Below are 24467 nucleotides of genomic sequence, written 5' to 3'. Positions count from 1 at the left end.
GTAAGGTCGCTACATGACCGTTTTGGATGAGGCACCGGGTGAGCCGATCGACGCCCGCGGGCGGACGGCCGAGCTGCACGAGATCCGTGCGCAGGCATTGGCCGGCCCGAGCGAGAAGGCGACCGCGGCGCAGCACGCCAAGGGCAAGCTGACCGCCCGGGAGCGGATCGAGCTGCTGTTGGACCCGGGCTCCTTCCGGGAGGTCGAGCAGCTGCGCCGGCACCGCGCCCAGGGCTTCGGCCTGGAGGCCAAGAAGCCGTACACGGACGGTGTGATCACCGGCTGGGGCACGGTGGAGGGCCGGACGGTCTTCGTGTACGCGCACGACTTCCGGATCTTCGGCGGCGCGCTGGGCGAGGCCCACGCCACGAAGATCCACAAGATCATGGACATGGCCATCGCGGCCGGTGCCCCGCTGGTCTCCCTGAACGACGGCGCGGGCGCCCGCATCCAGGAAGGCGTCTCCGCCCTCGCCGGCTACGGCGGCATCTTCCAGCGCAACACCAGGGCGAGTGGTGTCATCCCGCAGATCTCGGTCATGCTCGGCCCGTGCGCGGGCGGTGCGGCCTACTCGCCCGCCCTGACGGACTTCGTCTTCATGGTCCGCGAGACGTCCCAGATGTTCATCACCGGCCCGGACGTGGTCAAGGCGGTGACGGGCGAGGAGATCACCCAGAACGGCCTGGGCGGCGCGGACGTCCACGCGGAGACGAGCGGCGTCTGCCACTTCGCGTACGACGACGAGGAGACGTGCATCGCGGAGGTCCGCTACCTCCTCTCGCTGCTGCCCCAGAACAACCGCGAGAACCCGCCCCGGGTGGACTCCACGGACGCCGCCGACCGCCGCTCGGACGTCCTGCTGGACCTGGTTCCGGCGGACGGCAACCGGCCGTACGACATGGCGAAGGTCATCGAGGAGATCGTCGACGACGGCGAGTACCTCGAGGTCCACGAGCGCTGGGCCCGCAACATCATCTGCGCGCTGGCCCGGCTGGACGGCCAGGTGGTCGGCATCGTGGCCAACCAGCCGCAGTCCCTCGCCGGTGTCCTCGACATCGAGGCATCGGAAAAAGCTGCGCGCTTTGTCCAGATGTGTGACGCTTTTAACATCCCGATCGTCACTTTCCTGGACGTCCCCGGGTTCCTCCCGGGCGTCGACCAAGAGCACGGCGGCATCATCCGCCACGGCGCGAAGCTCCTCTACGCCTACTGCAACGCGACCGTCCCCCGGATCTCCCTGATCCTGCGCAAGGCGTACGGAGGCGCCTACATCGTCATGGACAGCCAGTCCATCGGCGCGGACCTCACCTACGCCTGGCCGACGAACGAGATCGCCGTCATGGGCGCGGAAGGTGCGGCCAACGTCATCTTCCGCCGGCAGATCGCCGAGGCCGAGGACCCCGAGGCCATGCGGGCCCGCATGGTCAAGGAGTACAAGTCCGAGCTCATGCACCCCTACTACGCGGCCGAGCGTGGCCTCGTGGACGACGTGATCGACCCCGCGGAGACCCGCGAGGTGCTCATCAAGTCCCTGGCGATGCTCCAGACCAAGCACGCCGACCTGCCGTCCCGCAAGCACGGCAACCCCCCGCAGTAACCCAGCGGATCCTTCGCGGTACCCCCGCGGAAACCTCTCTCACGGAGACTGTGACCTATGAACTCCCCTGACATCCGCGTCGAGAAGGGCCACGCCGAGCCCGAGGAAGTCGCGGCCATCACCGCGATCCTCCTGGCCCGCGCCGCCGCCCAGCCCTCCGACACCACCCCGGCCCACCGCGGCCGCGCGAAGGCGGGCTGGCGCCGCCTGGAGCGCGAGCCCGGGTTCCGGGCGCCGCACAGCTGGCGCTGAGGCCTGGCGAACGTACGGCCCCGTTCTCCCTGGGGGAGGGCGGGGCCGTGGTCTGTGTCAGCGGACGGCGACGGTGACGCCGGGAAAGTCGAGGGCGCGTGGGTCGGGCAGGAGGCACCCGTACAGGCTGAGGCGCTTCAGGCTGGGAGGGAGGACGGGTGCCGAGTCGAGCCAGGCGGCGACGTCCACGTTGTGCAGACTCAGATGTCGGAGCCGGGGCAGGGTGGGCAGGTGCCGCAGGGCGGCCGGCAGGCAGGTGTCCATCGGGAGCATCTCCAGAGACGTGATACCGGGATGGCCGACGAGCGGAGCCAGGCTGGCTGTCGCTTCGAGGTCCCACAGCGAGAGGTCGGTCACCTTCGGTCCCAGACGGAGATCCGCCAAGCTCGGTGTACCGGCCAGCCCCAGGTACAGCTGCCGTAGCCGTGGCAGTTCACCCAGTGCTTCGAGATGCCTCATCGATCCCGTGCCCAGCAGGACGAGTGAGGTCAAAGAGGGCTGGGCCTTGAGATCGGTGAGGTCGGCCTCGCCCTCCACCTGGAAGACCAGCAGCCTTCTCAGGGGCGGGAGGCCGGTGAGCATCGCGAAGTCCGAGACGGGGTGCTTGACCGACAGACCGTCGACGGATGCCAGCCGCCGCACGGCATTCCACTGGCCGGAGTGGGTGATCACGGCGTTGCGGCCCCGCAGGGGGAGGCGGGCCAGCACCTGCGTGGCGTAGTCCTCCGCGTCGAAGTAGCCCCACGCGTGGATGAGTTCGGTGATGACAGGGTCGCGCCGATCCCGCGTGTATCCCGCCAGCAGCCGGAGCGCCTCCTCCCCGCCGATCAGCGCGACCGTCCGCACCGTCTGCATGGCCGCCTTCTGTGTGAGTTCCTCCAAGGACTGGGGAAGCTCACGCAGCAGACTCGGCCCCACGGCCGCCAGCGCCGGTGGATCCGTCACGCGGTGTGCCGGAAGCAGCGCTGCCACCGCCTCGTCCAACCGCCCTGCCAACTCGCCGGAGACCTCGGGCACCGTCTCCTGACAAGCCGCCGCCAGCAACCGCAACCGCCGCGCGTGCCGGGGTTCCTCCTCGGCCCGGTCCAGGATCCCGCCCAGCAACTCCTCCCGCTGCGGCCGATTGGCATGCCCGGCCGCCATGATGATCGTCTCCCGCCAGATGTCCAGGTGGGCCCGCCCCACCAGGTTCCCGATGCGGTCCTCCTCCGTCGCCTCCTGGGCGGCCAGGTACTCCTGGAACGTCCGGTGCACGAAGTCCAGCCGCCCCACGGCGGGGGAGCGCAGTACGCCTGAGCGCCCCCGCAACTGGTCCAGGACCCGCACCCCGTCCCGTTCCTCCAGATGCCGCATCCCCGTCAGCTTCCGGCCGACATACCGCTCCGCCTGCTCCAGCGAGATCTCACTGCGGTTGTTGTCGGACAGCCGCCACGCCAGATCCCGCAGCAGCACCAGCTTGTCCCCGAGGCTCAGCCGGCTGTCCACGGCGCTGGGGACGCTGCGGTGCGCGTCCCGCTCATGGACCAGCGTGTGCAGGGCGTTCCGGTACAACTCCATCCGGTCACGGGGGAGTTGGCTGCCCCGGTTCAGATGCATCGCGCACAGCAGCGACGCCAGCAACGGCGTCCCCGCGAGTGACTGGAGATGCGGTCGGTCCTTCAGGCTGTTCAGCAACGACTGCTCGTACTGCGGCAGTTCCTCCACCGCGCACGGCAACTCCTCACCCAGCTCCCGCACCGCCTGATGCCACTGCCGTACGAACGCCACCAGATCGGGTGGCGTCATGCGGTCCAGGTGCAGCGCCGTGAACTCCTCCCGGCGCAGCCAGTCCGCCCCTGCCGCGGACGGACGCGAGGTGACGACCACCCTTATGTCCCCGTACGCCGCGAGCAGCTTGCGCAGCCACTCCCGTACGGCCCGCCGCTCCCCGTCCAGCAGCTCGTCCACCCCGTCGATCAACAGCAGCGCCTTCCCGCCCGCCAACTGCCGCTCCACCCACGCCTTCGGCATCACCCCCGTGATGTGCCCGGCCACCGAATCGAGCATCGCCTCCGGCACCGGCAGTACCCGTCCGCTGTACTCCCGCAACTTCACGAACACCGGCGTCAGACCGTTCCACCCGGCCAGCTCACCCGTGAACGCACCCCGAGCCGCAGTGACCGCCAGCCACCGCAGCAACGTCGTCTTGCCCGAACCCGCCTCACCCCGCAACAGGACCCGCGAGGCACCGCCCAGAGCGGCCTCCACACGCATCCCCGCGGCCTCGCCCCGCCCGCCGTCCTCCCAGTCGCTCATATCGGGCCGTAGTAGCGGCAGAGAGCGTCCTCCAGCCCTTCGCCGGGCCGTTCCGTCGTCGCCCGTTGCCCGCAGGCTCACATACGCCACCGACAACCGAGCCTGCGCCACCGCCCGGTCCGACGCACGCCGAAACAGCTCCACCTCGTCCAGCGAGGTACTGACCAGCTCCAGATACCGCCGCCGGAACTCCCCGTCCCGGTCCGTCCCCTCCGGCGCGAACAGCGACCGGTCCGGCAACCGCTCCAGGACCCGGGCGATCTCAGCGCCGAGCGACGTCGTCCGCGCCAACAGCTCCGCAAGCGCCCGCTCCTGGAAGACCGGCAGTCCTCGCACGATCCGTACGTAGTACTCGCAGCACTCCGCGAACAGCACCTCGTACAGGCGGCTTTCGGCCTCGCTCAGCCCCACCGGAGCGCGCACGGCCCCCGTGATCCGCCGCACGACCTCCGCCGGATTCACGTCCGCCGCCAGCAGCGCCTCGTCCGACAGATCGGCCCGTACGCAGGTGTCGCACACCGCGTCGAGCACCGCCCGCCGCCCACCCTCGTCCAGCCCCCGGAACTCCCGCTCCAGAAACGGCGCCAGCCGGTCGAACACCGCGTCCGCGATCTCCTCGAACTGCCGCTCCACGCTCCGCTGCAGCCGCAACCCGGACACCCGCACCCGCACCAACTCGGCCATCGACAACCGGCGTTCCTGCTCCCGCCGCTTCCCACCGAGCCACACCTGGGCCGCCGCCCGCGCCACGGTCGTCCCCAGCCGTAAGGCAGCCGCTTCCGCGCTCATCCCCGCACCCCTCTCAACACACCTACGGCCCCCATCCCTCCCACAGGAGGAACAAGGGCCGCAAGCGAAACGTGCCGAAGACCGGCCGCCGGAGAGCCGCTAGCGCAGCCGCGCCATCAGCGCGTGCTCGACCAGCGTGATCAGCGCCGACTTGGCGTCCGCGCGGTGGCGGGCGTCCGTCGTGATGATCGGGGTGTCCGGACCGATCTGGAGGGCCTCACGGACCTCGTCCGGGTTGTACGGCTGGTTGCCGTCGAAGCCGTTCAGCGCGATCACGAACGGCAGGCCGCTGTTCTCGAAGTAGTCGACCGCGGGGAAGCAGTCGGCGAGGCGGCGGGTGTCCACCAGGACGATCGCGCCGATCGCGCCGCGCACCAAGTCGTCCCACATGAACCAGAAGCGGTCCTGACCGGGGGTGCCGAACAGGTACAGGATCAGGTCCTGGTCCAGGGTGATGCGGCCGAAGTCCATGGCGACCGTCGTGGTCGTCTTGTCTCCGGTGTGGGTGAGGTCGTCGATGCCCGCCGAAGCGGAAGTCATCACGGCCTCTGTGCGCAGCGGGTTGATCTCCGAAACGGCCCCGACGAACGTGGTCTTGCCCACGCCGAAGCCACCCGCCACCACGATCTTCGCCGAGGTGGTGGAGCGGGAAGGACCGCCGCTAGAGCTTGCGAAGTCCACTGAGCACCCTTTCGAGCAGTGTCACGTCTGGCTGGCCGCCGGCGTTCTCGTCGCCGCCGGGCTGATGGATGGCGACCAGGCCCGCCTCCGCCAAGTCGGCGACGAGGATCCTGGCCACGCCGAGAGGGATCGTCAGGAGGGCGGAGACTTCCGCCACCGACTTGATCTCGCGGCAGAGGTTGCAGATCCGCTGATGCTCGGGCAACTGGCCCTGCATCTGGTGCGGCTGCGCGGTGGTGTGCACCAGCGCCTCGATGGCGAGCTGGTAGCGCGGGCGCGTCCGTCCGCCGGTCATGGCGTACGGGCGTACCAGGGGGTTGTGCGACGACCCGGCGGGCGCCGGCTCAGGGGCGCGTCGCTGCGGCTGCACCGGCTGGATGCGCGGCGCCGGCGGCTGGTCGTACGGCGAGGGGCCGGGGCCCTGGGGCGCGTACGGCTGCCGCTGGCTCGGGGAGGAGGGGAAGTTGTAACGGTTCGGGTTCTGGGAACCGTCGTTCTGGCCCTGGCCAGGACCGTACGACCAATTACCCGACGATGAACCGCCTGGGGGTGTTGCCACTTTTTCTCCTCCTCCGACTGTGCCTGGCACCCATCATGTGGAGCCGCGTCCCGAAACCTTACGGCCCCGGGACGCCAAAACGCACCGACTGTCTGTTAGTTGAGCAGGCTGCCTTGAAGCTCCGCACGAAGATCCGGCGTGAGGACCGTACCGGCTCGGTCGACCAGAAGCGCCATCTCGTACCCGATGAGGCCGATGTCCGCCTCCGGATGTGCGAGGACCGCGAGCGACGAACCGTCGGAGATGGACATGATGAACAGGAATCCCCGCTCCATCTCCACAACCGTCTGGTTCACGCTGCCACCCTCGAAGATACGGGAGGCGCCTGCCGTCAGAGACGTCAGACCGGAGGCGACGGCCGCGAGCTGGTCGGCGCGGTCGCGGGGGAAGCCTTCGGACATCGCCAGAAGGAGTCCGTCGGCGGAGACCACCACCGTGTGCGACACCCCGGGGGTGTTGTCCACGAAGTTGGTGATCAACCAGTTCAGGTTCTGTGCCGCCTGGCTCATCGGGCTCACACTAACGCTCCTGGTTGTAGGTGCTGTCAGAACCGAAGCCCTGACCGTTCGTTTCGCTTCCCGCGCTGCGTCCCCGCTGGACCCCGCGGCGCAGGTTGCTCAGCCTGCCCCGGACGTCCTCGGGAGCGCGGGAGATCTGTGGACCTCCCTGGGGGGTGGTCTCGGCGGCTCCCTCGACCAGGTTGGCCTTGGGTACCCGCCGCGGCAGGCCGGAGGAGGTGACCCCGCCCGCCTTGGGCTTCCGGAGTTGCGCGGCCTGCTGCCAGCGGTCGTCGTTGGCCGAGCGCCAGCTGCTGTCGCCGTTGCTCTCCGGCGTGGGGGCCGGCGATTCCTGTCGCACCGGCCGAGCGCCGTTGGTGCCGCTCGCGGCGGAGCCACGGCGGGGGAGCCCGGCGTCGGTCAGTGCGTGGGCGGCGGAGGATGCCGGTCCCGGACCGTCGAAGCCTACGCGGTCGCGCTCGTTCGAGTCATCGGCCTGCGCAGATTCCGTTTCCGGAGCGTACTGGTCCTGGTACCCGTTGCGGTAGCCGTTCGGCTGCGGCCAGTCGTCCTGGTGGCGCCGCTGCTCGAAGGCGGGGAAGGTCTCCGGGGCCGACGCGCTCGCGGCCGCGGGCTCCTCACGGGTCGCCTCCGGATACGAGGGCTCGGGGTAGCCGCCGCCCGACGAGAAGGTGTCGTTCTGCTGCAGGCCCCCGTTCGGCGCGTAGTACGTGTCGTCGTACGACGGCCGCTGCGGCTCGTCGTACGCGGCCCGCTGCTGCTCCTCGTACGGCGTCTGCCGCTGCTGCTCCTCGTACGACTGGCGCTGCTCGTCGTACGACGGCTGCTGGTCGAACCCGCCGCGCTGCTCGGGGAAGCCGCTCTGGCCGTCGTAGGCCGGCTGACCGGTGAAGTCGTCGTACCCGGGCGCCCCAGGGTTCTCCTGGCCGGGCTGCTCGCCGTGGTTCTGGGACTCCAGGGCCGCACGGCGCTCCTCACGCATCAGGGAGCGGCCGACGGGGTCCAGCTCGCGGATGTCGTCCGGGACCTCGGTGTAGCGGCTGTCGTCGAAGCCGAGCTCCGCCGCCGTACGCATCGGCACCTGGTTGAAGTTCTCACCCTGGAAGTTCTGCTCCGGGATGATCTGCGAGACGGTGAAGTCGTCATGGGCAGGCTGCTGCTCGCCGCCACCGCCGTGCGTGATCGCGTCCGGCAGCATGACCAGCGAGGTGGTGCCGGCCTGCTCGCCGGAGGGGCGCAGCTGGACGCGGATGCCGTGCCGGTCGGACAGCCGGCCGACCACGAACAGGCCCATGCGCTGCGAGATCGCGGCGTCCACGGTCGGCGGGTTGGCCAGCTTGTGGTTGATGTCCGCGAAGTCCTCGGCGGTGAGGCCGATGCCCTTGTCGTGGATCTCGATCATGACGCGGCCGTCGGGGAGACGGGTGGCGGTCACCCGGACCTTGGTCTGCGGGGAGGAGAACGTCGTCGCGTTCTCCAGGAGCTCGGCGAGCAGGTGCACGAGGTCGGTCACGGCGCGGCCGTGGATCTCGGCCTCCGGGACGCCCGACAGCTCGATGCGCTCGTACTGCTCCACCTCGGAGGAGGCGGCGCGCAGGACGTCGACCAGCGGGACCGGCTGGTCCCAGCGGCGGCCGGGCTCCTCGCCGGCGAGGACGAGGAGGTTCTCGCCGTTGCGGCGCATACGGGTCGCGAGGTGGTCCAGCTTGAAGAGGTTCTCCAGCTGGTCCGGGTCGGCCTCGTTGTTCTCCAGGTCGGTGATCAGGGTCAGCTGGCCCTCGATCAGCGACTGGTTGCGGCGCGACAGGTTGGTGAAGATCGCGTTGATGTTGCCCCGCAGCAGGGCCTGCTCGGCGGCGAGCCGGACGGCCTCGCGGTGGACCTGGTCGAAGGCGCGGGCGACCTCGCCGATCTCGTCGCGGGTGTTGATCGGGATGGGCTGGACGCGGGTGTCCACGCGGCCCGGGTCGGTGCGCGAGAGCTGGTCGACCAGCATGGGCAGGCGCTGCTCGGCGATGCCGAAGGCGGCGTTGCGCAGCTGGCGCATCGCGCGGGACATCTGGCGGGCGACCATGCCGGCCAGGATGAACGCGGCGAGCAGGGCGACGACGACGGCGGCACCGGTGATGAGGGCGTCACGCTTGGCGTCGTCGGCGATGTTGGAGGCCTCGTTCACCGCGGTGTCCGCCAGGTCGGACTCGATCTCGCGGTAGGCGTTGAACTTGAGGGTGTTGACCGCCCACCAGTTCTGCGCGGTGACGCCCTGCTCGGCGAGTGCGGCGCGGGCGCTGGGGGCGGGGGACTCGAGGCCGACGAGGAGCTTGACCATATTGGTCGGGTCGGCCGGCGGCGGGACGTAGTCAGGGTCCTTGGCCGCGGCCTCCTTGGCCATGGCCGCGCCCTCGGCCGTGATCTCCTTCTTGGCGTCCTCGAGCTTCTGCGCGTCGGCTTCGGTGCCACCGCCCTTGTATTCCTCGATGGCGATGCCTTCCAGGTAGGCATACGAGGAGAGAGCGACCCGCTGGCTGGCGAAGCTGCTCGCGGTGGGGCCGGGCTTGACCAGCAGGTGCATACCGATGGAGCGCTGCAGCGACAGGGCCGCCTTGGTGAGCTCGATGGCGTAGACCGTGCGGCCGTAGGAGGTGATGTTGCCGGTGCCCAGACCGAGCTCGTTGGCGAACTCCGTCAGAGGGTGCGCGACCTCGACGTAGCCCTCCTCGGTCTGCACACCGGTGAGCTTGTTGGTGTAGGCCGCCGCGCGCAGGTCGGCGAGCCCCGGCTCGGCGTCTCGGAACACCTTCAGACGGCGCTCCAGGCCCGCTTTCTGCGGCATGTTCTGCGCGGCGGCGTCGAACTCGTCGGCTGCCTTGTCCGTGTTGGCACGGGCCGCGGTGACCGTCTTGTCGTCCTCGCCCTTGCCCTGCAGCAGCGGCGCTGCCGTGACGTCACGCTCGTTGTAGAGGGCGTCGGCGTAGTTCAGGGAGGCCCGGACCAGACGCGCGGTGTTCTCCGCGTCCTCGGCCTCCTGCCAGGTGTCGATCGAGCTCTTCACCTGGAAGCCGCCCATGACGAGGCCGACCAGCACGGGTATGAGCAGGATCGCGTTCAGCCGGGTCGGCACGCGCCAGTTGCGCGGCGAGAGACGGCCGCCGCTTGGCGCAGGCGCCGCCGTGGGTTCCGATCCGGGCACAGGGGCGGGCGCCGCTCCGCGCGGCGGCGGGGTGAAGTTGCCCCGGGCCGACGGCTCGGGACTGCTCTTGCTTCGCCTCACTCGACCAACAACCTTCCGGCGGGGTCGGCACCTACGTATGTGCCGCTGTGTCTCAGAGCCCAGTTCGCCATCGAGTACGGAGTACTGCTGAGTACGTCTTTGACTATTGGGCAGTTCTCGCATTCCAGCACGTCGGCCTGCGCTCTTCCAAACAGTGGAAGAGGAGGATTACGAGCGATGTAAGCCCCAGATAAAACGGTCATACAGAACGAGCCCCGCCAAAAGACGGGGCGTTCGTACGCGCAGCGATACCGCTTGACCGCGACGAGTGGCCATACCACCCGATTCCTCTGCCGAAACGTTATGAACAACGGAGCCGACCGTGTCAAAGGCCACAGCCGGCTCCGCCGCATCTACGACAACTGCCGTATTGCGCTTCCGACTTGCGCTACCGCAGCCGCGCCATCAGGGCGTGCTCGACCAGCGTGATCAGCGCGCTCTTGGCGTCGGCCCGGTGGCGGGCGTCCGTGGTGATGATCGGCGCGTCCGGGCCGATCTGCAGCGCCTCGCGCACCTCGTCGGGCGTGTAGGGCTGGTGTCCGTCGAAGCCGTTGAGGGCGATGACGAAGGGGAGCCCGCTGTTCTCGAAGTAGTCGACCGCGGGGAAGCAGTCGGCGAGGCGGCGGGTGTCCACCAGGACGACGGCGCCGATCGCGCCGCGCACCAGGTCGTCCCACATGAACCAGAAGCGGTCCTGGCCGGGCGTACCGAAGAGGTACAGGATCAGGTCCTGGTCCAGGGTGATACGGCCGAAGTCCATGGCCACCGTGGTGGTGGTCTTGTCCCCGGTGTGCGTGAGGTCGTCGATGCCCGCGCTCGCGGAGGTCATGACGGCCTCGGTGCGCAGCGGGTTGATCTCCGAGACGGCGCCCACGAACGTGGTCTTGCCCACGCCGAAGCCACCCGCCACCACGATCTTGGCGGAGGTGGTCGCCCGGCCCGGTTCAGAGCTTGCGAAGTCCACTGAGCACCCTTTCGAGCAGCGTCACGTCAGGTGCGCCGCCGTTGTTCTCGTCGCCGCCCGGCTGGTGGATGGCGACCAGGCCGGCCTCAGCGAGGTCCGCGACCAGGATCCTGGCCACGCCCAGCGGCATGGACAGCAGCGCGGAGACCTCGGCGACCGACTTCACCTCACGGCACAGGTGGCAGATGCGCTGGTGCTCCGGAAGGAGCCCCATGAGCGCTGCCGGGTCGGCCGTGGTGCTGATCAGGGCCTCGATGGCGAGCTGGTAGCGCGGCCGGGTCCGGCCGCCGGTCATCGCGTACGGACGTACCAGCGGCTGGTCGCCCTCATCCTCGTACGGCTCCGCGTACGGATCATGAGAGGCGGTGGGCGGGGTCATGAATCCTCCGGGCGGGGACAGCAAGTCGGTCAGTCAAGCCGTCTGACGTCGCCGGTGGGGGGGTTGTGGCGGCCGGACGGTGATTTGGTGAGACGGGTGGATCCGCGGGTGATCAGTGGAGCAGACTGCCTTGGAGCTCGGCGCGCAGGTCCGGCGTGAGCACAGCGCCCGCGCGGTCGACCAGCAGCGCCATCTCGTAGCCGACGAGGCCGATGTCGCACTCGGGGTGGGCGAGAACGGCCAGGGACGAACCATCCGAGACGGACATGAGGAAGAGGAATCCTCGCTCCATCTCGACGACGGTCTGTGCCACGCTGCCGCCCTCGAAGATCCGGGACGCCCCTGCCGTCAGCGAGGTCAGACCCGATGCGACGGCCGCCAGCTGGTCGGCACGGTCACGCGGGAATCCCTCGGACATGGCCAGCAGAAGACCGTCGGCGGACACGACAACGGTGTGGGACACACCCGGGGTGTTGTCCACGAAGTTGGTGATCAACCAGTTGAGGTTCTGTGCTGCCTGGCTCATCTGGCTCAACTAACGCTCCTGCTGGTGAGTGGGGTTCGGGAAGCTGCCGGTCTGGCCGTTACCGACCTGGCGACCTTGCGCGATACCCCGACGGAGATTGGTCAGCCGACCGCGTACGTCGTCAGGCGCACGCGAGACAGCCGGACCGGATTGGTGCTGTTGCTGCTGAGCCGTGCCCGGGACGAGGTTCGCCCGGGGCACCCGGCGCGGCAGGCCGGAGGTGGTGACACCGCCCGCGGCCGGTTGCCGGACGCGTTCCGCCTGCCGTACGAGGTCGTCGTTCGGCGAGCTGCGCCAGGCGGTCGATGAGGTCCGCTGGGGAGCGGAGGACGGCTGCGCCGGAGCCGCGGGAGCCTGCGGCTGCTGCGGGGCGGAGGCCGGAGCCGAGCCGTCCGCGCCGGGCTGACGGCCCTGCGGACCGCCGTGGAACCAGTTGGTCTCCAGCGTGTCGTACAGCGGGGTACGGCCGTCACCGGGACCCGCCGGCGGCAGCGCCTCCGGCTCCTGGCGTGCGGGCCGCTGCTGCGGACGCGGCGGGACCGGGGGCTGCTGGGCGCCGAAGTCGGCACCGCCGCCGTAGGCGCCGTTGACCTGCGGCCGCTCGAACTGCCCGGTGGAGTCGGGGTTCTGGCGGCCGGGCAGGGCGTGCTGGCCCGTCGAGCTGCCGTCGTACCCCTGCGGCGAGGCGAACTGGCCCGTCTGCGACGAGTTGTTCTGCCCGTTCGGGGTGCCGAAGACGTCCGAGCGGACGAACTGACCGTTGTTCTGCGGCTCGTTCGCACCGGGGCGGGCGGACTGGCCCGTGCTCTGCGAGTCGTACCCGCCCGGGGCAGGGGCGCCGAAGTCCGGGCGGCCGAAGTCCGACGGGCCGGCGTTCGAGCCGGGGCCCTGGCGGCCGTCGGGGCGTCCGATCGCCGGGATCTCCGTGGTGGAGCCGGGGCCCTGGAGGTCGTCGATGCGCGGCATACGGGAGGTCTGTGCGGTGTCCTCGTCGTGCCCGCGCGGGGTGTCGAGCGAGGCGCGCGGCACCGGCGGCTGCGCGTTCTCGTCGCTCCAGCTGGGGCGGGACGGCTGGTTGCCGCCCGGCAGCTCGGCACGCGGGCCACCACGCGGCGGCAGCTGCGGCTGACGGCCGCGGCGGCCCGTGTCGTTGCCGGCGGGCGGGGACTGCGGCGACGAGGGGCCACCCGGGCGGGACTGGTCGAGGCCGGAGGAGGCGCCACGGGGGCCGCCGAAGGGGTCCTGACCGGTGCCCGCGGCCTGCAGCCCCTGCGGGGCACCCGGCGCCTGGCCACCGAACCCGGCGCCCGCACCGGCCGGCGGCCGGCCCTGCGAGGGCGCGCCCGGACCCTGCGGTCCACGCGGTGCGCCCGGTCCACCGGGAAGTCCGCCACCGTCACGTCCGGGCAGCGCGGCCCGCGGTTCCTGACCGGCACCGAGCCGGCCCCCGCCGGACGCACCGGCGCCGAGCGCGCCGCCACCCGGCGCACCCGCGCCGAGGGAGCCGTTGCCGGCCTGGGCCTGGGCCTGGGCCTGGGCCTGGCGACGGGCGGCAGCCGCACCGGCGGCGGCCTGCGCGGCGGCCGGACCACCGGAGAGACCCGGACCGTTCGGGCCGGGCTTGCCCGGAGCGGGCTTCTTGCCGCCCTGGGCGACATCGACGGGGAGCATGACCAGCGCGGTCGTACCACCGGAGTCGGAGGGGCGCAGCTGGATGCGGATGCCGTGGCGCTGCGACAGCCGGCCGACCACGAACAGACCCATGCGGCGGGAGACCGAGACGTCCACGGTGGGCGGCGAGGCGAGTCGCTCGTTGATCGCGGCGAGGTCCTCGGGGGAGAGGCCGATGCCGGTGTCGTGGATCTCGATCAGGACGCGGCCGTCGGGCAGCGCGTGACCGGTGACCTTGACCTTGGTCTGCGGGGAGGAGAACGAGGTCGCGTTCTCCAGCAGCTCGGCGAGCAGGTGCACGAGGTCGTTGACCACACGGCCGGCCACTTCGGTGGTCGGCACGGAAGCGAGCTCGATGCGCTCGTACTGCTCCACCTCGGACGCGGCGGCGCGGAGCACGTCGACCAGCGGGACCGGGCGGGTCCAGCGACGGCCGGGCTCCTCACCGGCGAGGACGAGGAGGTTCTCACCGTTACGGCGCATACGCGTCGCGAGGTGGTCGAGCTTGAACAGCGAGGACAGCTGGTCCGGGTCGGCCTCGCGGGACTCCAGTTCGGAGATGAGCGAGAGCTGACGCTGGATGAGGCCCTGGGAGCGGCGCGAGAGGTTGGTGAACATCGCGTTGACGTTGCCCCGCAGCAGGGCCTGCTCGGCGGCGAGGCGGACCGCCTCGCGGTGCACGTCGTCGAAGGCCGCGGCCACCTGGCCGATCTCGTCCCGGGAGTGCACACCGACCGACTCGACGGAGGTGTCGACGTCCTGCGGGTCGGACTCCGAGAGCTGCTTGACCAGCTCGGGCAGCCGGTCCTGGGCGACCTTGGTGGCGGTCTCCTCCAGGCGGCGCAGCGAGCGGATCATGGAGCGGGCCACGACGAACGCGCCGACCAGCGAGACACCGAGCACGAGCAGGATCAGCGCACCGGAGATGATCGCCTCGCGCTCCGACTCGTTGCGCAGCTCGCGGGCCTTCTGCTCCATGTCCTCCAGCAGCGTCGTCTCGATGGCGCGCATCTGCTGGATCTTGGTGGTGCTGTCGTCCACCCAGTCCCGGTACGACCGCTTGTCCAGCGACTGCAGACCGGTGTCGGTGGTGAGGGCGCGGCTGGCGTAGGTGTCGCTGGCCTTGATCGTCGGGTTGCCGTCGCCGATCGGCTCCAGGAGCTCCTCGGCGGCTCCCGAGCCGTAGATGCTCTTGAAGCTGCGGATCTCGGACTTCTGGCTCTCCAGCGCCGAGTCGGCGTACAGGCGGTCGTTCTCGGACAGGTCGCCCTGGGTGGTGCTGTTCGCCGGCAGCGCCGCCGCGAGGACCGCGCGCTGGATGGACGCGTATTCCTTGGCCGAGGAGAAGGCGGCCAGGGCACGCGTGCTGTGGATCATGTCCGGGTTGCTGGTCGCCTCGGCCATGTCCTGCGAGAGGCCGAGCAGGTTGGTGATCAGACGGTGGTAGGCCTCCACGGTCTGGGTGGAGTTGTCCTCGGCCTTGTAGGCGGCGCTGCGGATCTCGGCGAGTCCGCCCAGGGCCCGGACCAGCTGGACGATGTTGTCGCGGACGCCCTTGAGGTTGCCGTCCTTGCTGCTGTCGTCGATCTCCTCGGCGGCTTCCCTGAAGCTGTCCGACGCCCGGTCGGTCTTGTCCCGATAGCCCTTGACCGTGTAGTCGGTCGCCTTGGCGCCGTGCGCGAGCGGACCGGCGGACTGGTCGCGCTCCTCCTGGAGCGCCGCGGCCAGCTCGGTGGCCCGCTTGGTCATGTCCGTCAGCAGCTTCATGTTGTCGAGCTGCTGGATGTCGTTCATGTTGTCGCTGATGCGCAGCGCGCCCAGCGAGGTGGCCGCGACCACCGGGAGAGTCAGCAGCGCCACCAGACGCGTGGAGATACGCCAGTTGCGCAGGGCTATTCGCGTGCCGGGGCCGCCGGAGCCCTTCGGGGCCTTCTTCGCCGGCGGAGCGGAAGGGTTCGCCGCCCCCGGGGATGCCGACACGCCGGGGCGCCCGGAGCGCTCACCGCCCTCGACGGACGGGGCCGGGCCCGGGTTCTGGGCGTGCTGGGGGGAGGGACCTCGGTCGGTCCCGCCGTGCTCCGGCTCCGCCGAAGCGCTGCCATCCCTCTTGAAACGTCCCTGCACTAGCGTCGCAACCTCTGGACCAGGCGCCCCTCCGCGTGAACGGACGGACACGGTGTCGGCGTCTTTCGGGAGCGCCCTGAATACGCTCCCTGATGGTCGTCAGTGACCGGCGCTGGCTCCCCCTTCTCGCCGCCACTCGGCGCTCGATGCGCCCCCTGTGCGCCGGCTCGATCCTGCGGCGGTCCGTGGAATTCCAGCACAGTGCAGGATCTCCAACAAGGCCCGTAGGTCGAGCCGTGACATACGTGACACCACGTGAGTACGAGATTACCTGCCGTAGAAAGCGATCCCACCCATAACGGACGTATGCCTGCGAACCGTTCGGGCGCAAGGGGTGCCCCAGTCGCCATGATCAGGAGCGGAATGACAGCTTCAGGGGTGCAATGTCCGTTTCGGTGAGGTGGATCGCGAGCCGGAATTGACTGATTTGTCCGCGAACTCGTGAGCAAACTCACACGCGGATCAAGGGGTCCGCGCAACTTCCCGAGGGAATTGCATGTTTAGCCTGACGCTTTACAAGAGGAATGTTTCTGCCAACCCGCGTCCGGACGCAGGCCCATCGTGGCCGGCCCCGGCGCCCCGTCACGACAGGGCTCAGTAAAACCGTGAAGACGACGACGATGATCCGCACGATAGCCAATCCGCGGCGCACGACGCTGGCGCACCTCGACGGCGCCGACGAACTGCAGGCCCCGCAGCAGCCGGAGCACTCCGTCGACCTTCCCGCTCAGACCGCCAACCCCAAGCGCACCATCCTCCAGGAGATGCCCGTCACCGCCGCCGCCGAGTAGTACGCGGCCGGACGACCGGTTGTTCAATCACGTACGAACATGCGGTCGCGTACGACGGTGGGAGCGCCCGCGGTAATGCGCGAGGCGCTCGCTCCTCCCCGCGCTAGCCTGGAGCGTCAGACTCCAGCCGGCTCAAGTGAGGGGCGCAGGATCCCGTGCGCATCGCCAGATTCTCCATCGACGGGAATGTCGCCTTCGGCGCGGTCGAGGGCGACAAGCCGGACGAGCTCGTGCTCGACATCATCAAGGGCATCCCGTTCGCGGACTTCGAGCTCTCCGGTACGAAGGTGCCGCTGAGCAAGGTCAGGCTGCTGCCGCCGGTGCTCCCCAACAAGGTCGTGGCGTTCGGCCGCAACTACGCCGAGCACGCCCGCGAACTCGGCAACGACGTGCCCGACGCCCCGTTCGCCTTCTTCAAGCCGTCCACCGCGGTGATCGGCTCCGGCGACGAGATCCAGTACCCGTCCTTCACCGAGGACCTCCACCACGAGGCCGAACTGGCCGTCGTCATCGGCCGCATGTGCCGCGAGGTCCCGCGCGACCGCGTCAAGGACGTGATCTTCGGCTTCACCTGCGCCAACGACATCACCGCCCGCGACGTCCAGAAGCGCGAGAAGCAGTGGGCGCGGGCCAAGGGCTTCGACACCTCCTGCCCGCTGGGCCCGTGGGTGGAGACGGACCTGGCCCTCGAAACGGCCGCCGACCTGACCATCCAGCTCACGGTCAACGGCGAACAGCGCCAGCTCGGCCGTACCAGCGAGATGATCCACCCGATCGAGGACCTGATCGTCAACATCTCCGAGGCCATGACGCTGCTCCCCGGCGACGTGATCCTCACGGGCACCCCGGCAGGGGTCGGCCCCCTCAACGTCGGCGACGAGGTCGCCGTCACCATCGAAGGCATCGGCACTCTCACCAACAAGGTTGTCAAGCGTGGCTAGCGCACCCGTCCGCGTACGTTTCTGCCCCTCGCCCACCGGTAACCCCCACGTGGGCCTGGTCCGCACCGCCCTGTTCAACTGGGCGTTCGCCCGGCACCACCAGGGCACGCTCGTCTTCCGCATCGAGGACACCGACGCGGCCCGCGACTCCGAGGAGTCCTACGGCCAGCTGCTCGACTCGATGCGCTGGCTCGGCTTCGACTGGGACGAGGGCCCCGAGGTCGGCGGCCCGCACGCGCCGTACCGCCAGTCGCAGCGCATGGACCTCTACAAGGATGTCGCGGCCAAGCTCCTGGACGGCGGCCACGCCTACTACTGCTATTGCTCCCAGGAGGAGCTGGACACCCGTCGCGAGGCCGCCCGCGCCGCCGGCAAGCCCTCCGGTTACGACGGCCACTGCCGCGACCTGACCGACGCGCAGGTCGAGGAGTACAAGGCCCAGGGCCGTACGCCCATCGTCCGTTTCCGCATGCCCGACGAGGCGATCACCTTCACGGACCTGGTCCGCGGCGAGCTGACCTTCACGCCGGAGAACGTCCCGGACTACGGCATCGTCCGCGCGAACGGCGCCCCGCTCTACACGCTCGTCAACCCGGTCGACGACGCCCTGATGGAGATCACCCACGTCCTGCGCGGCGAGGACCTGCTCTCCTCGACGCCCCGGCAGATCGCCCTGTACAAGGCGCTGATGGAGCTGGGCATCGCCAAGGGCATCCCCGAGTTCGGCCACCTGCCGTACGTGATGGGCGAGGGCAACAAGAAGCTGTCGAAGCGCGACCCGCAGTCGTCCCTGAACCTCTACCGCGAGCGCGGCTTCCTCCCCGAGGGCCTGCTCAACTACCTCTCCCTGCTCGGCTGGTCGCTCTCGGCCGACCAGGACATCTTCACGATGGACGAGATGGTCGCGGCCTTCGACATCGCGGACGTGAACCCCAACCCGGCCCGCTTCGACCTGAAGAAGTGCGAGTCGATCAACGGTGACCACATCCGCCTGCTCGATGTGAAGGACTTCACCGAGCGCTGCCGCCCGTGGCTCCAGGCGCCGTTCGCCCCCTGGGCCCCGGAGGCCTTCGACGAGGTGAAGTGGCAGGCGATCGCCCCGCACGCGCAGACCCGTCTGAAGGTGCTGTCGGAGATCACGGACAACGTCGACTTCCTGTTCCTGCCGGAGCCGGTCTTCGACGAGCCGTCCTGGACGAAGGCGATGAAGGAGGGCAGCGACGCCCTCCTGCGGACCGCCCGCGAGAAGCTGGACGCGGCCGACTGGACCTCCCCGGACTCCCTGAAGGAAGCCGTCCTGGCCGCCGGCGAGGCCCATGGCCTCAAGCTCGGCAAGGCCCAGGCCCCGGTCCGCGTGGCCGTCACGGGCCGCACGGTCGGCCTGCCGCTGTTCGAGTCCCTGGAGGTCCTGGGCAAGGAGACGACCCTGTCCCGGATCGACGCGGCGCTGGCGAAACTCGCGGCGTGACGCCGACGCGGACCTGAGGGGCGGCACCCGGACAACCGGGTGCCGCCCCTCGGCGGTGGATCAACGGAGGCGCTGACCCGGCCGAGGCTTCGGCCGTGAACCCGACTCCAATCCTCGGGTGGTGTCCCCTAGTTGGGTCACCGTTGGTTTACGTTGGATCGCGTGACGATCAAAGCTGTGGTCTGGGACGTCGACGACACCCTCTTCGACTACACCACCGCGGACCGTGTGGGCATGCGCGCGCACCTGCTGGCCGAGGGCCTGCTCGACGGGTACGACAGCGTCGAGCAGGCCATCGCGCGCTGGCGGAAGATCACCGACGCCCAGTGGGCGCGGTTCTCGGCGGGAGAGGCCACCTTCCAGGGGCAGCGCCGCGACCGCGTGCGGGTGTTCCTCGGCGAGGAGCTGACCGACGCCGAGGCCGACGCCTGGTTCGAGCGGTACATCGGGCACTACGAGACCGCCTGGAACCTTTTCCCGGACGTCCTGCCGGTCCTGGACGCCCTCGCGGCCAGCCACCGGCACGCGGTGCTGTCCAACTCCAGCATTCACGTCCAGGACCGCAAACTGCGCGTGCTCGGCGTGTACGACCGCTTCGAGGCCGTCCTGTGCGCGGCCGAGCTCGGCGTCTCCAAGCCGGAGGCCGGCGCCTTCCACGCCGCCTGCGCCGCGATGGAGCTCGCCCCGCACCAGGTGGCGTACGTCGGCGATCACCCGGAGATCGACGGGCGGGGTGCCGCGGACGCCGGGCTGCTGTCGGTGTGGATCGACCGTGACGGCGCGTACACCGGCGTTGGCGCGCCCGCCCCGGCGGACGGCAGACCGCACCGGATCGCCTCCCTCGCCGAACTCCCCGCGATCCTCGGCGCGGATACCCGTTTTGGAGCCCCGTCCACCTTCGGGTAATGTTCTTCCTGCGCCGCCGGGGAGCGGGCCGAAAGGCCGGAAACCCGGAGGAGCAAACTAGAACAAGATCCCCTCAGGGGCTTGCGTTCCAGTGGCCTATGGTGTAATTGGCAGCACGACTGATTCTGGTTCAGTTAGTCTTGGTTCGAGTCCAGGTAGGCCAGCTCGCAGAGCTCATCTGCAAAGCCCCCGTTGTGTAGCGGCCTAGCACGCTGCCCTCTCAAGGCAGTAGCGCCGGTTCGAATCCGGTCGGGGGTACTGATCTCGATCAACTCGGGATCGCTAGGGCCCCCGTTGTGTAGCGGCCTAGCACGCCGCCCTCTCAAGGCGGTAGCGCCGGTTCGAATCCGGTCGGGGGTACTGTCTGGTCTAAACCACATTGGTCTATGGTGTAATTGGCAGCACGACTGATTCTGGTTCAGTTAGTCTTGGTTCGAGTCCAGGTAGACCAGCTCGGACCTGCGGAAACGCAGGCTCCACGCCCCCGTTGTGTAGCGGCCTAGCACGCCGCCCTCTCAAGGCGGTAGCGCCGGTTCGAATCCGGTCGGGGGTACCACATGAAGGCCCTTCGCTTCGGCGGAGGGCCTTCATCGTGCCGGCGTCGGCTACTCGAAGCCGTACCGCCGCGTCGTCTCCTCCTCCTGGGCCAGCCGGTGCAGCGCCTGCAGCACCGGCTCGTTGAGGATCGCCCCCAGGATCGCGAACTCGATCCGCTCCGCCTCCGACGGGTGCGTCTCCATGTTGTCCAGGTCGAGGACGGCTGTCCGGTGCATCAACTCGGCGTACGGCGCGAGCAGTTCGGCCCCCCAGCCGTAGCCGAGCCGGCGGAACGCGGCCACCGCCACCACCAGCGAGCGATAGGCGGGGGAGATGGTCGTGAGCCGCTTGGCGTTCTCCCAGCCGAGCCGGTCCAGGAGCGTGCTGACCTCCTGCTGTGCGGCCTGGACATACTCGTCGTCCTCGTCCGGCTCCGGCACCTGGGGCAGCGCCCACAGCGCCGCGCCGAGGCGGATCGAACGGCCCAGTGAGTCGTCGTCGACGTGTCCGAGCACCTCCCGGACCGTCGCCACCGGCACCCGCCCGACCTGGATCATCGCGCGCACCAGGCGCAGCCGGCGCAGATGTTCCTCGTCGTACTCGGCGGTGCGGGCGTTGATCTGGCGGCCGGGCGCCAACAGCCCTTCGCGCAGGTAGTACTTGATCGTCGCGATGGGCACCCCGCTGCGCTCGCTCAGTTCCGCCAGCCGCATCTCTTGCGCTCCCTTGGAGAGTGTCACTATCCAAGCGCTCCCAAGAAGGATAGTGCCGCTGTCCGACTGGGCCGTGCCTCGCTGGTTCCCGGTCGCCCTGGCCATGCCGCGGACCTACTACGTGGTCCAGTACTGGGAGTCCAAGGAGAAGCTCTACGCGTACGCGACCTCGCCCGACATGCTCCGCCGCCGGGCGTGGGCGCTCTTCGACCGCAAGGAGCGGGAGGGCAAGGTGCGCGGGCATGTGGGGCTGTGGCACGGAGGTCCTACGTGGTGCCCGAGGGGGCGTACGAGTCGATCTACGCGGACATGCCGGCGTTCGGACTCGCGGCGGCGCACGGGCAGGTGCCGCTGGAGAAGCGGGGGCGCTACGCGAAGGACCGGTTCGCGCACCGGTCGAAGGTGAAGGCGGCCGAAGAAGCCGGGTGACCGGGGGGCTCAGGGGAGTGGGGAGGGTCTGCCGCGGCGTTGAGGCGGACCCTCCCCACTGACGTCCCCGATGTCAGCCGGTGCGGCGCAGGGCCTCGGAGAGGCGTGCGGCGGCGTCGATGACCGCCTGGGCGTGCATACGGCCCGGGTGGCGGGTCAGGCGCTCGATGGGGCCGGAGACCGACACGGCGGCCACCACGCGGTTCGACGGGCCGCGTACGGGCGCGGAGACGGACGCGACGCCCGGCTCGCGCTCGCCGATCGACTGGGCCCAGCCCCGGCGTCGTACGCCGGAGAGCGCGGTGGCTGTGAAGCGGGCGCCCTGCAGGCCCCGGTGCAGGCGCTCCGGCTCCTCCCAGGCCATGAGGATCTGCGCCGAGCTGCCCGCCTTCATCGTGAGCGTCGAGCCGACCGGGACCGTGTCCCGCAGGCCGGACAGACGTTCCGCCGCGGCGACGCAGATGCGCATGTCGCCCTGGCGGCGGTAGAGCTGGGCGCTCTCGCCCGTGACATCACGGAGGTGGGTGAGCACCGGGCCCGCCGTGGCGAGGAGGCGGTCCTCGCCTGCCGCCGCGGCCAGCTCCGCGAGGCGAGGGCCCAGAATGAAACGGCCCTGCATGTCGCGCGCCACCATGCGGTGGTGTTCCAGAGCCACGGCCAGCCGGTGGGCCGTGGGTCGTGCCAGTCCGGTGGCCGCCACAAGCCCCGCGAGGGTGGCCGGACCGGACTCCAGGGCGCTCAGGACAAGGGCTGCCTTGTCCAGGACGCCGACGCCGCTACTGTTGTCCATGCAACGATACTCGCGTCTCACTCTGTGAAACGCAAGTTCAATTTTCCGTGGAACACGCCACTCTGGAAGACACGAAGGCAATGCGGCCCGCAGACAAACGGGCCCGGTGGCGGACGCCCGAACAGGGGCGGCGGGCGCTGCCTCCTCAAGATCTCTAGTTGGGCCGGTGGACGCTTGCCGGCCGGAGGGAAAGCGATGGGTAGGACACTCGCGGAGAAGGTCTGGGACGACCATGTCGTCCGGCGCGCCGAGGGCGAGCCCGACCTCCTCTTCATCGATCTGCACCTGCTGCACGAGGTGACCAGCCCGCAGGCCTTCGACGGCCTCCGCAAGAGCGGTCGCCAGGTGCGCCGGCTCGACCTGACCATCGCCACCGAGGACCACAACACCCCGACCCTCGACATCGACAAGCCGATCGCCGACCCGGTCTCCCGGATCCAGCTGGAGACGCTGCGCAAGAACGCCGCCGAGTTCGGTGTGCGCCTGCACCCGCTGGGCGACGTCGAGCAGGGCGTCGTGCACGTCGTCGGCCCGCAGCTGGGTCTGACCCAGCCCGGCATGACGGTCGTCTGCGGCGACTCCCACACCTCCACGCACGGTGCCTTCGGCGGCCTGGCGTTCGGCATCGGCACCTCCCAGGTGGAGCACGTGCTGGCCACCCAGACGCTGCCGCTGGTCCGCCCGAAGACCATGGCCATCACGGTCAACGGCGAACTGCCCGACGGCGTCACCGCCAAGGACCTGATCCTGGCGATCATCGCCCGGATCGGTACCGGCGGCGGCCAGGGCTACGTCCTGGAGTACCGCGGCTCCGCCATCGAGAAGCTCTCGATGGAGGCCCGCATGACCATCTGCAACATGTCGATCGAGGCCGGCGCCCGCGCGGGCATGATCGCCCCGGACGAGACCACCTTCGAGTACCTCAAGGGCCGTCCGCACGCGCCCAAGGGCGAGGACTGGGACGCCGCGGTCGAGTACTGGAAGACGCTGAAGACCGACGATGACGCCGAGTTCGACGCCGAGGTCGTCATCGAGGCCGCCGAGCTGTCGCCGTTCGTCACCTGGGGCACCAACCCGGGCCAGGGCGCGCCGCTTTCGGCGAACGTCCCCGACCCGGCTTCGTACGAAGACGCTTCGGAGCGCCTCGCCGCCGAAAAGGCCCTGGAATACATGGGGTTGGAGGCCGGTCAGCCGCTGCGCTCCATCAAGGTGGACACCGTCTTCGTAGGCTCCTGCACCAACGGCCGGATCGAGGACCTGCGCGCCGCCGCCGAGCTCCTCAAGGGCCGCAAAGTCGCCGACGGCCTGCGGATGCTGGTCGTTCCGGGCTCCGCGCGGGTGGGTCTGCAGGCCGTCTCCGAGGGCCTGGACGTGGTCTTCAAGGAGGCCGGTGCCGAGTGGCGGCACGCGGGCTGCTCGATGTGCCTGGGCATGAACCCCGACCAGCTGGCCCCCGGTGAGCGCTCCGCGTCCACCTCCAACCGCAACTTCGAGGGCAGGCAGGGCAAGGGCGGCCGTACCCACCTGGTGTCGCCGCAGGTCGCCGCCGCGACCGCCGTGCTGGGCCACCTGGCCTCCCCGGCCGATCTGTCCGACGTCGAGACCCGTACGCCCGCTGGAGTCTGAGAAGTCATGGAAGCATTCACCACGCACACCGGCCGGGCCATCCCGCTGCGCCGCTCCAACGTCGACACCGACCAGATCATCCCTGCTCACTGGCTCAAGAAGGTGACTCGGGACGGGTTCGAGGACGGGCTGTTCGAGGCCTGGCGCAAGGACGAGACGTTCATCCTCAACCAGCCCGAGCGCCAAGGCGCCACGGTTCTGGTCGCGGGTCCCGACTTCGGTACGGGTTCCTCGCGTGAGCACGCCGTGTGGGCGCTGCAGAACTACGGCTTCAAGGCCGTCATCTCCTCGCGCTTCGCGGACATCTTCCGCGGTAACTCGCTCAAGAACGGCCTGCTCACGGTGGTTCTGGAGCAGAAGATCGTGGATGCGCTGTGGGAGCTCATCGAGAAGGACGCGACTGCTGAGGTCACGGTGGACCTTGAGGCTCGTGAGGTGCGCGCCGAGGGCATCACCGCCTCCTTCGAGCTGGACGAGAACTCCCGCTGGCGGCTGCTGAACGGCCTCGACGACATCTCGATCACCCTGCAGAACGAGGCCGACATCGCCGCCTACGAGGCGAAGCGACCGTCGTTCAAGCCGCGCACGCTCCAGGCCTGAGCCAAGGCACGCTCCAAGGCCTGAGCCAAGGCTTCGGCGC

The 24467-nt window shown here is 69.8% G+C and carries 19 protein-coding genes, 5 tRNA genes and 1 pseudogene; 14 read left to right on the top strand and 11 right to left on the bottom strand.

Annotation, left to right across the window (positions count from 1 at the left end; translation table 11 throughout):
- Window positions 1-13 precede the first annotated feature (13 nt).
- Entirely contained in the window at window positions 14-1597 is a 1584-nt protein-coding gene (locus QQM39_RS11880) for an acyl-CoA carboxylase subunit beta (RefSeq protein ID WP_301996655.1), read from the top strand.
- A gap of 57 nt (window positions 1598-1654) precedes the next feature.
- Window positions 1655-1849 (top strand): acyl-CoA carboxylase subunit epsilon, encoded by a 195-nt coding sequence (locus QQM39_RS11875; protein ID WP_301996654.1) that lies wholly within the window; start codon window positions 1655-1657, stop codon window positions 1847-1849.
- A 57-nt stretch (window positions 1850-1906) separates the two neighbouring features.
- Here QQM39_RS11875 and QQM39_RS11870 read toward each other — a convergent pair whose 3' ends face one another.
- The 9 genes from QQM39_RS11870 to QQM39_RS11830 form a co-directional block, all read right to left on the bottom strand.
- A complete protein-coding gene (locus tag QQM39_RS11870; RefSeq protein ID WP_301996653.1) occupies window positions 1907-4933 on the bottom strand; it encodes an NACHT domain-containing NTPase in 3027 nt (1008 codons plus the stop codon).
- A 99-nt stretch (window positions 4934-5032) separates the two neighbouring features.
- On the bottom strand, window positions 5033-5614 hold the full coding sequence (locus QQM39_RS11865) for an ATP/GTP-binding protein (RefSeq protein ID WP_026248371.1): 582 nt from the start codon (window positions 5612-5614) through the stop codon (window positions 5033-5035).
- Window positions 5595-6173, bottom strand: coding sequence for a DUF742 domain-containing protein (locus tag QQM39_RS11860; RefSeq protein ID WP_301996652.1), 579 nt, complete (start codon window positions 6171-6173; stop codon window positions 5595-5597). Before QQM39_RS11860 ends, QQM39_RS11865 begins: the two co-directional genes overlap by 20 nt.
- A 95-nt stretch (window positions 6174-6268) precedes the next feature.
- The gene (locus tag QQM39_RS11855; RefSeq protein WP_004983065.1) at window positions 6269-6682 is read right to left on the bottom strand and encodes a roadblock/LC7 domain-containing protein; all 414 of its coding nucleotides are present in this window, start codon (window positions 6680-6682) and stop codon (window positions 6269-6271) included.
- Window positions 6683-6692: 10 nt separating this feature from the next.
- Window positions 6693-9962, bottom strand: coding sequence for a nitrate- and nitrite sensing domain-containing protein (locus QQM39_RS11850; RefSeq protein ID WP_301996651.1), 3270 nt, complete (start codon window positions 9960-9962; stop codon window positions 6693-6695).
- 388 nt (window positions 9963-10350) lie between these two features.
- Complete coding sequence (locus QQM39_RS11845) at window positions 10351-10926, bottom strand: ATP/GTP-binding protein (RefSeq protein WP_030051303.1); 576 nt, start codon at window positions 10924-10926, stop codon at window positions 10351-10353.
- The gene (locus QQM39_RS11840; RefSeq protein ID WP_003997626.1) at window positions 10907-11305 is read right to left on the bottom strand and encodes a DUF742 domain-containing protein; all 399 of its coding nucleotides are present in this window, start codon (window positions 11303-11305) and stop codon (window positions 10907-10909) included. The genes QQM39_RS11845 and QQM39_RS11840 overlap by 20 nt, the downstream gene beginning before the upstream one ends.
- A gap of 112 nt (window positions 11306-11417) precedes the next feature.
- On the bottom strand, window positions 11418-11831 hold the full coding sequence (locus QQM39_RS11835) for a roadblock/LC7 domain-containing protein (protein ID WP_003993189.1): 414 nt from the start codon (window positions 11829-11831) through the stop codon (window positions 11418-11420).
- 9 nt (window positions 11832-11840) lie between these two features.
- Window positions 11841-15626, bottom strand: coding sequence for a nitrate- and nitrite sensing domain-containing protein (locus QQM39_RS11830; RefSeq protein ID WP_301996650.1), 3786 nt, complete (start codon window positions 15624-15626; stop codon window positions 11841-11843).
- Between the two features lie 605 nt (window positions 15627-16231).
- Here QQM39_RS11830 and QQM39_RS11825 point away from each other — a divergent pair.
- The 9 genes from QQM39_RS11825 to QQM39_RS11785 all read left to right on the top strand — a co-directional run bounded on the left by QQM39_RS11825 (window position 16232) and on the right by QQM39_RS11785 (window position 20288).
- The gene (locus QQM39_RS11825) at window positions 16232-16417 is read left to right on the top strand and encodes a hypothetical protein (protein ID WP_301996649.1); all 186 of its coding nucleotides are present in this window, start codon (window positions 16232-16234) and stop codon (window positions 16415-16417) included.
- Window positions 16418-16572: 155 nt separating this feature from the next.
- Window positions 16573-17358 carry a fumarylacetoacetate hydrolase family protein gene (locus tag QQM39_RS11820; protein WP_301996648.1) on the top strand — a complete coding sequence of 262 codons (786 nt, stop codon included), beginning with the start codon at window positions 16573-16575 and terminating at the stop codon, window positions 17356-17358.
- A complete protein-coding gene (gene gltX / locus QQM39_RS11815; protein ID WP_301996647.1) occupies window positions 17342-18826 on the top strand; it encodes a glutamate--tRNA ligase in 1485 nt (494 codons plus the stop codon). Before QQM39_RS11820 ends, gltX begins: the two co-directional genes overlap by 17 nt.
- Window positions 18827-18988: 162 nt before the next feature.
- Window positions 18989-19732, top strand: a complete 744-nt coding sequence (locus tag QQM39_RS11810) for an HAD family hydrolase (RefSeq protein WP_301996646.1) — start codon at window positions 18989-18991, stop codon at window positions 19730-19732.
- Window positions 19733-19824: 92 nt separating this feature from the next.
- Window positions 19825-19896, top strand: a tRNA-Gln gene (locus QQM39_RS11805).
- Window positions 19897-19917: 21 nt separating this feature from the next.
- Window positions 19918-19990, top strand: a tRNA-Glu gene (locus QQM39_RS11800).
- 29 nt (window positions 19991-20019) lie between these two features.
- Window positions 20020-20092: transfer RNA gene (locus tag QQM39_RS11795), tRNA-Glu, on the top strand.
- 20 nt (window positions 20093-20112) lie between these two features.
- Window positions 20113-20184: transfer RNA gene (locus tag QQM39_RS11790), tRNA-Gln, on the top strand.
- A gap of 28 nt (window positions 20185-20212) precedes the next feature.
- Window positions 20213-20288: transfer RNA gene (locus QQM39_RS11785), tRNA-Glu, on the top strand.
- A gap of 49 nt (window positions 20289-20337) precedes the next feature.
- On the opposite strand, the gene QQM39_RS11780 is transcribed toward QQM39_RS11785, so the two are convergent.
- Window positions 20338-20982, bottom strand: a complete 645-nt coding sequence (locus tag QQM39_RS11780) for a MerR family transcriptional regulator (protein WP_301996645.1) — start codon at window positions 20980-20982, stop codon at window positions 20338-20340.
- A 106-nt stretch (window positions 20983-21088) separates the two neighbouring features.
- On the opposite strand from QQM39_RS11780, the pseudogene QQM39_RS11775 reads away from it, so the two are divergent.
- Window positions 21089-21411 (top strand): annotated as a pseudogene (locus tag QQM39_RS11775) (DUF4188 domain-containing protein); the annotation flags it as partial.
- A 73-nt stretch (window positions 21412-21484) separates the two neighbouring features.
- On the opposite strand, the gene ndgR reads toward QQM39_RS11775, so the two are convergent.
- A complete protein-coding gene (gene ndgR / locus QQM39_RS11770; protein ID WP_015036427.1) occupies window positions 21485-22201 on the bottom strand; it encodes an IclR family transcriptional regulator NdgR in 717 nt (238 codons plus the stop codon).
- A 195-nt stretch (window positions 22202-22396) separates the two neighbouring features.
- Between ndgR and leuC the strand changes: the two genes are divergently transcribed.
- Window positions 22397-23827 (top strand): 3-isopropylmalate dehydratase large subunit, encoded by a 1431-nt coding sequence (gene leuC / locus QQM39_RS11765; RefSeq protein WP_301996643.1) that lies wholly within the window; start codon window positions 22397-22399, stop codon window positions 23825-23827.
- Window positions 23828-23833: 6 nt separating this feature from the next.
- Entirely contained in the window at window positions 23834-24427 is a 594-nt protein-coding gene (gene leuD, locus QQM39_RS11760) for a 3-isopropylmalate dehydratase small subunit (protein ID WP_301996642.1), read from the top strand.
- Window positions 24428-24467 lie beyond the last annotated feature (40 nt).

It is taken from the genome of Streptomyces sp. DT2A-34, from assembly GCF_030499515.1.
Lineage (GTDB): Bacteria > Actinomycetota > Actinomycetes > Streptomycetales > Streptomycetaceae > Streptomyces.
Note: the sequence above shows the minus strand (reverse complement) of the source record. Positions and strands in the feature narration are given on the sequence as shown.

Coding starts and splice junctions, on each gene's coding strand:
- QQM39_RS11875 (WP_301996654.1), top strand. CDS start 1,655: ATGAACTCCCCTGACATCCGCGTCGAGAAGGGCCACGCCGAGCCCGAG.
- leuC (WP_301996643.1), top strand. CDS start 22,397: ATGGGTAGGACACTCGCGGAGAAGGTCTGGGACGACCATGTCGTCCGG.
- ndgR (WP_015036427.1), bottom strand. CDS start 22,201: ATGGACAACAGTAGCGGCGTCGGCGTCCTGGACAAGGCAGCCCTTGTC.
- QQM39_RS11780 (WP_301996645.1), bottom strand. CDS start 20,982: ATGCGGCTGGCGGAACTGAGCGAGCGCAGCGGGGTGCCCATCGCGACG.
- QQM39_RS11855 (WP_004983065.1), bottom strand. CDS start 6,682: ATGAGCCAGGCGGCACAGAACCTGAACTGGTTGATCACCAACTTCGTG.
- QQM39_RS11880 (WP_301996655.1), top strand. CDS start 14: ATGACCGTTTTGGATGAGGCACCGGGTGAGCCGATCGACGCCCGCGGG.
- QQM39_RS11835 (WP_003993189.1), bottom strand. CDS start 11,831: ATGAGCCAGGCAGCACAGAACCTCAACTGGTTGATCACCAACTTCGTG.
- QQM39_RS11870 (WP_301996653.1), bottom strand. CDS start 4,933: ATGAGCGCGGAAGCGGCTGCCTTACGGCTGGGGACGACCGTGGCGCGG.
- leuD (WP_301996642.1), top strand. CDS start 23,834: ATGGAAGCATTCACCACGCACACCGGCCGGGCCATCCCGCTGCGCCGC.
- QQM39_RS11840 (WP_003997626.1), bottom strand. CDS start 11,305: ATGACCCCGCCCACCGCCTCTCATGATCCGTACGCGGAGCCGTACGAG.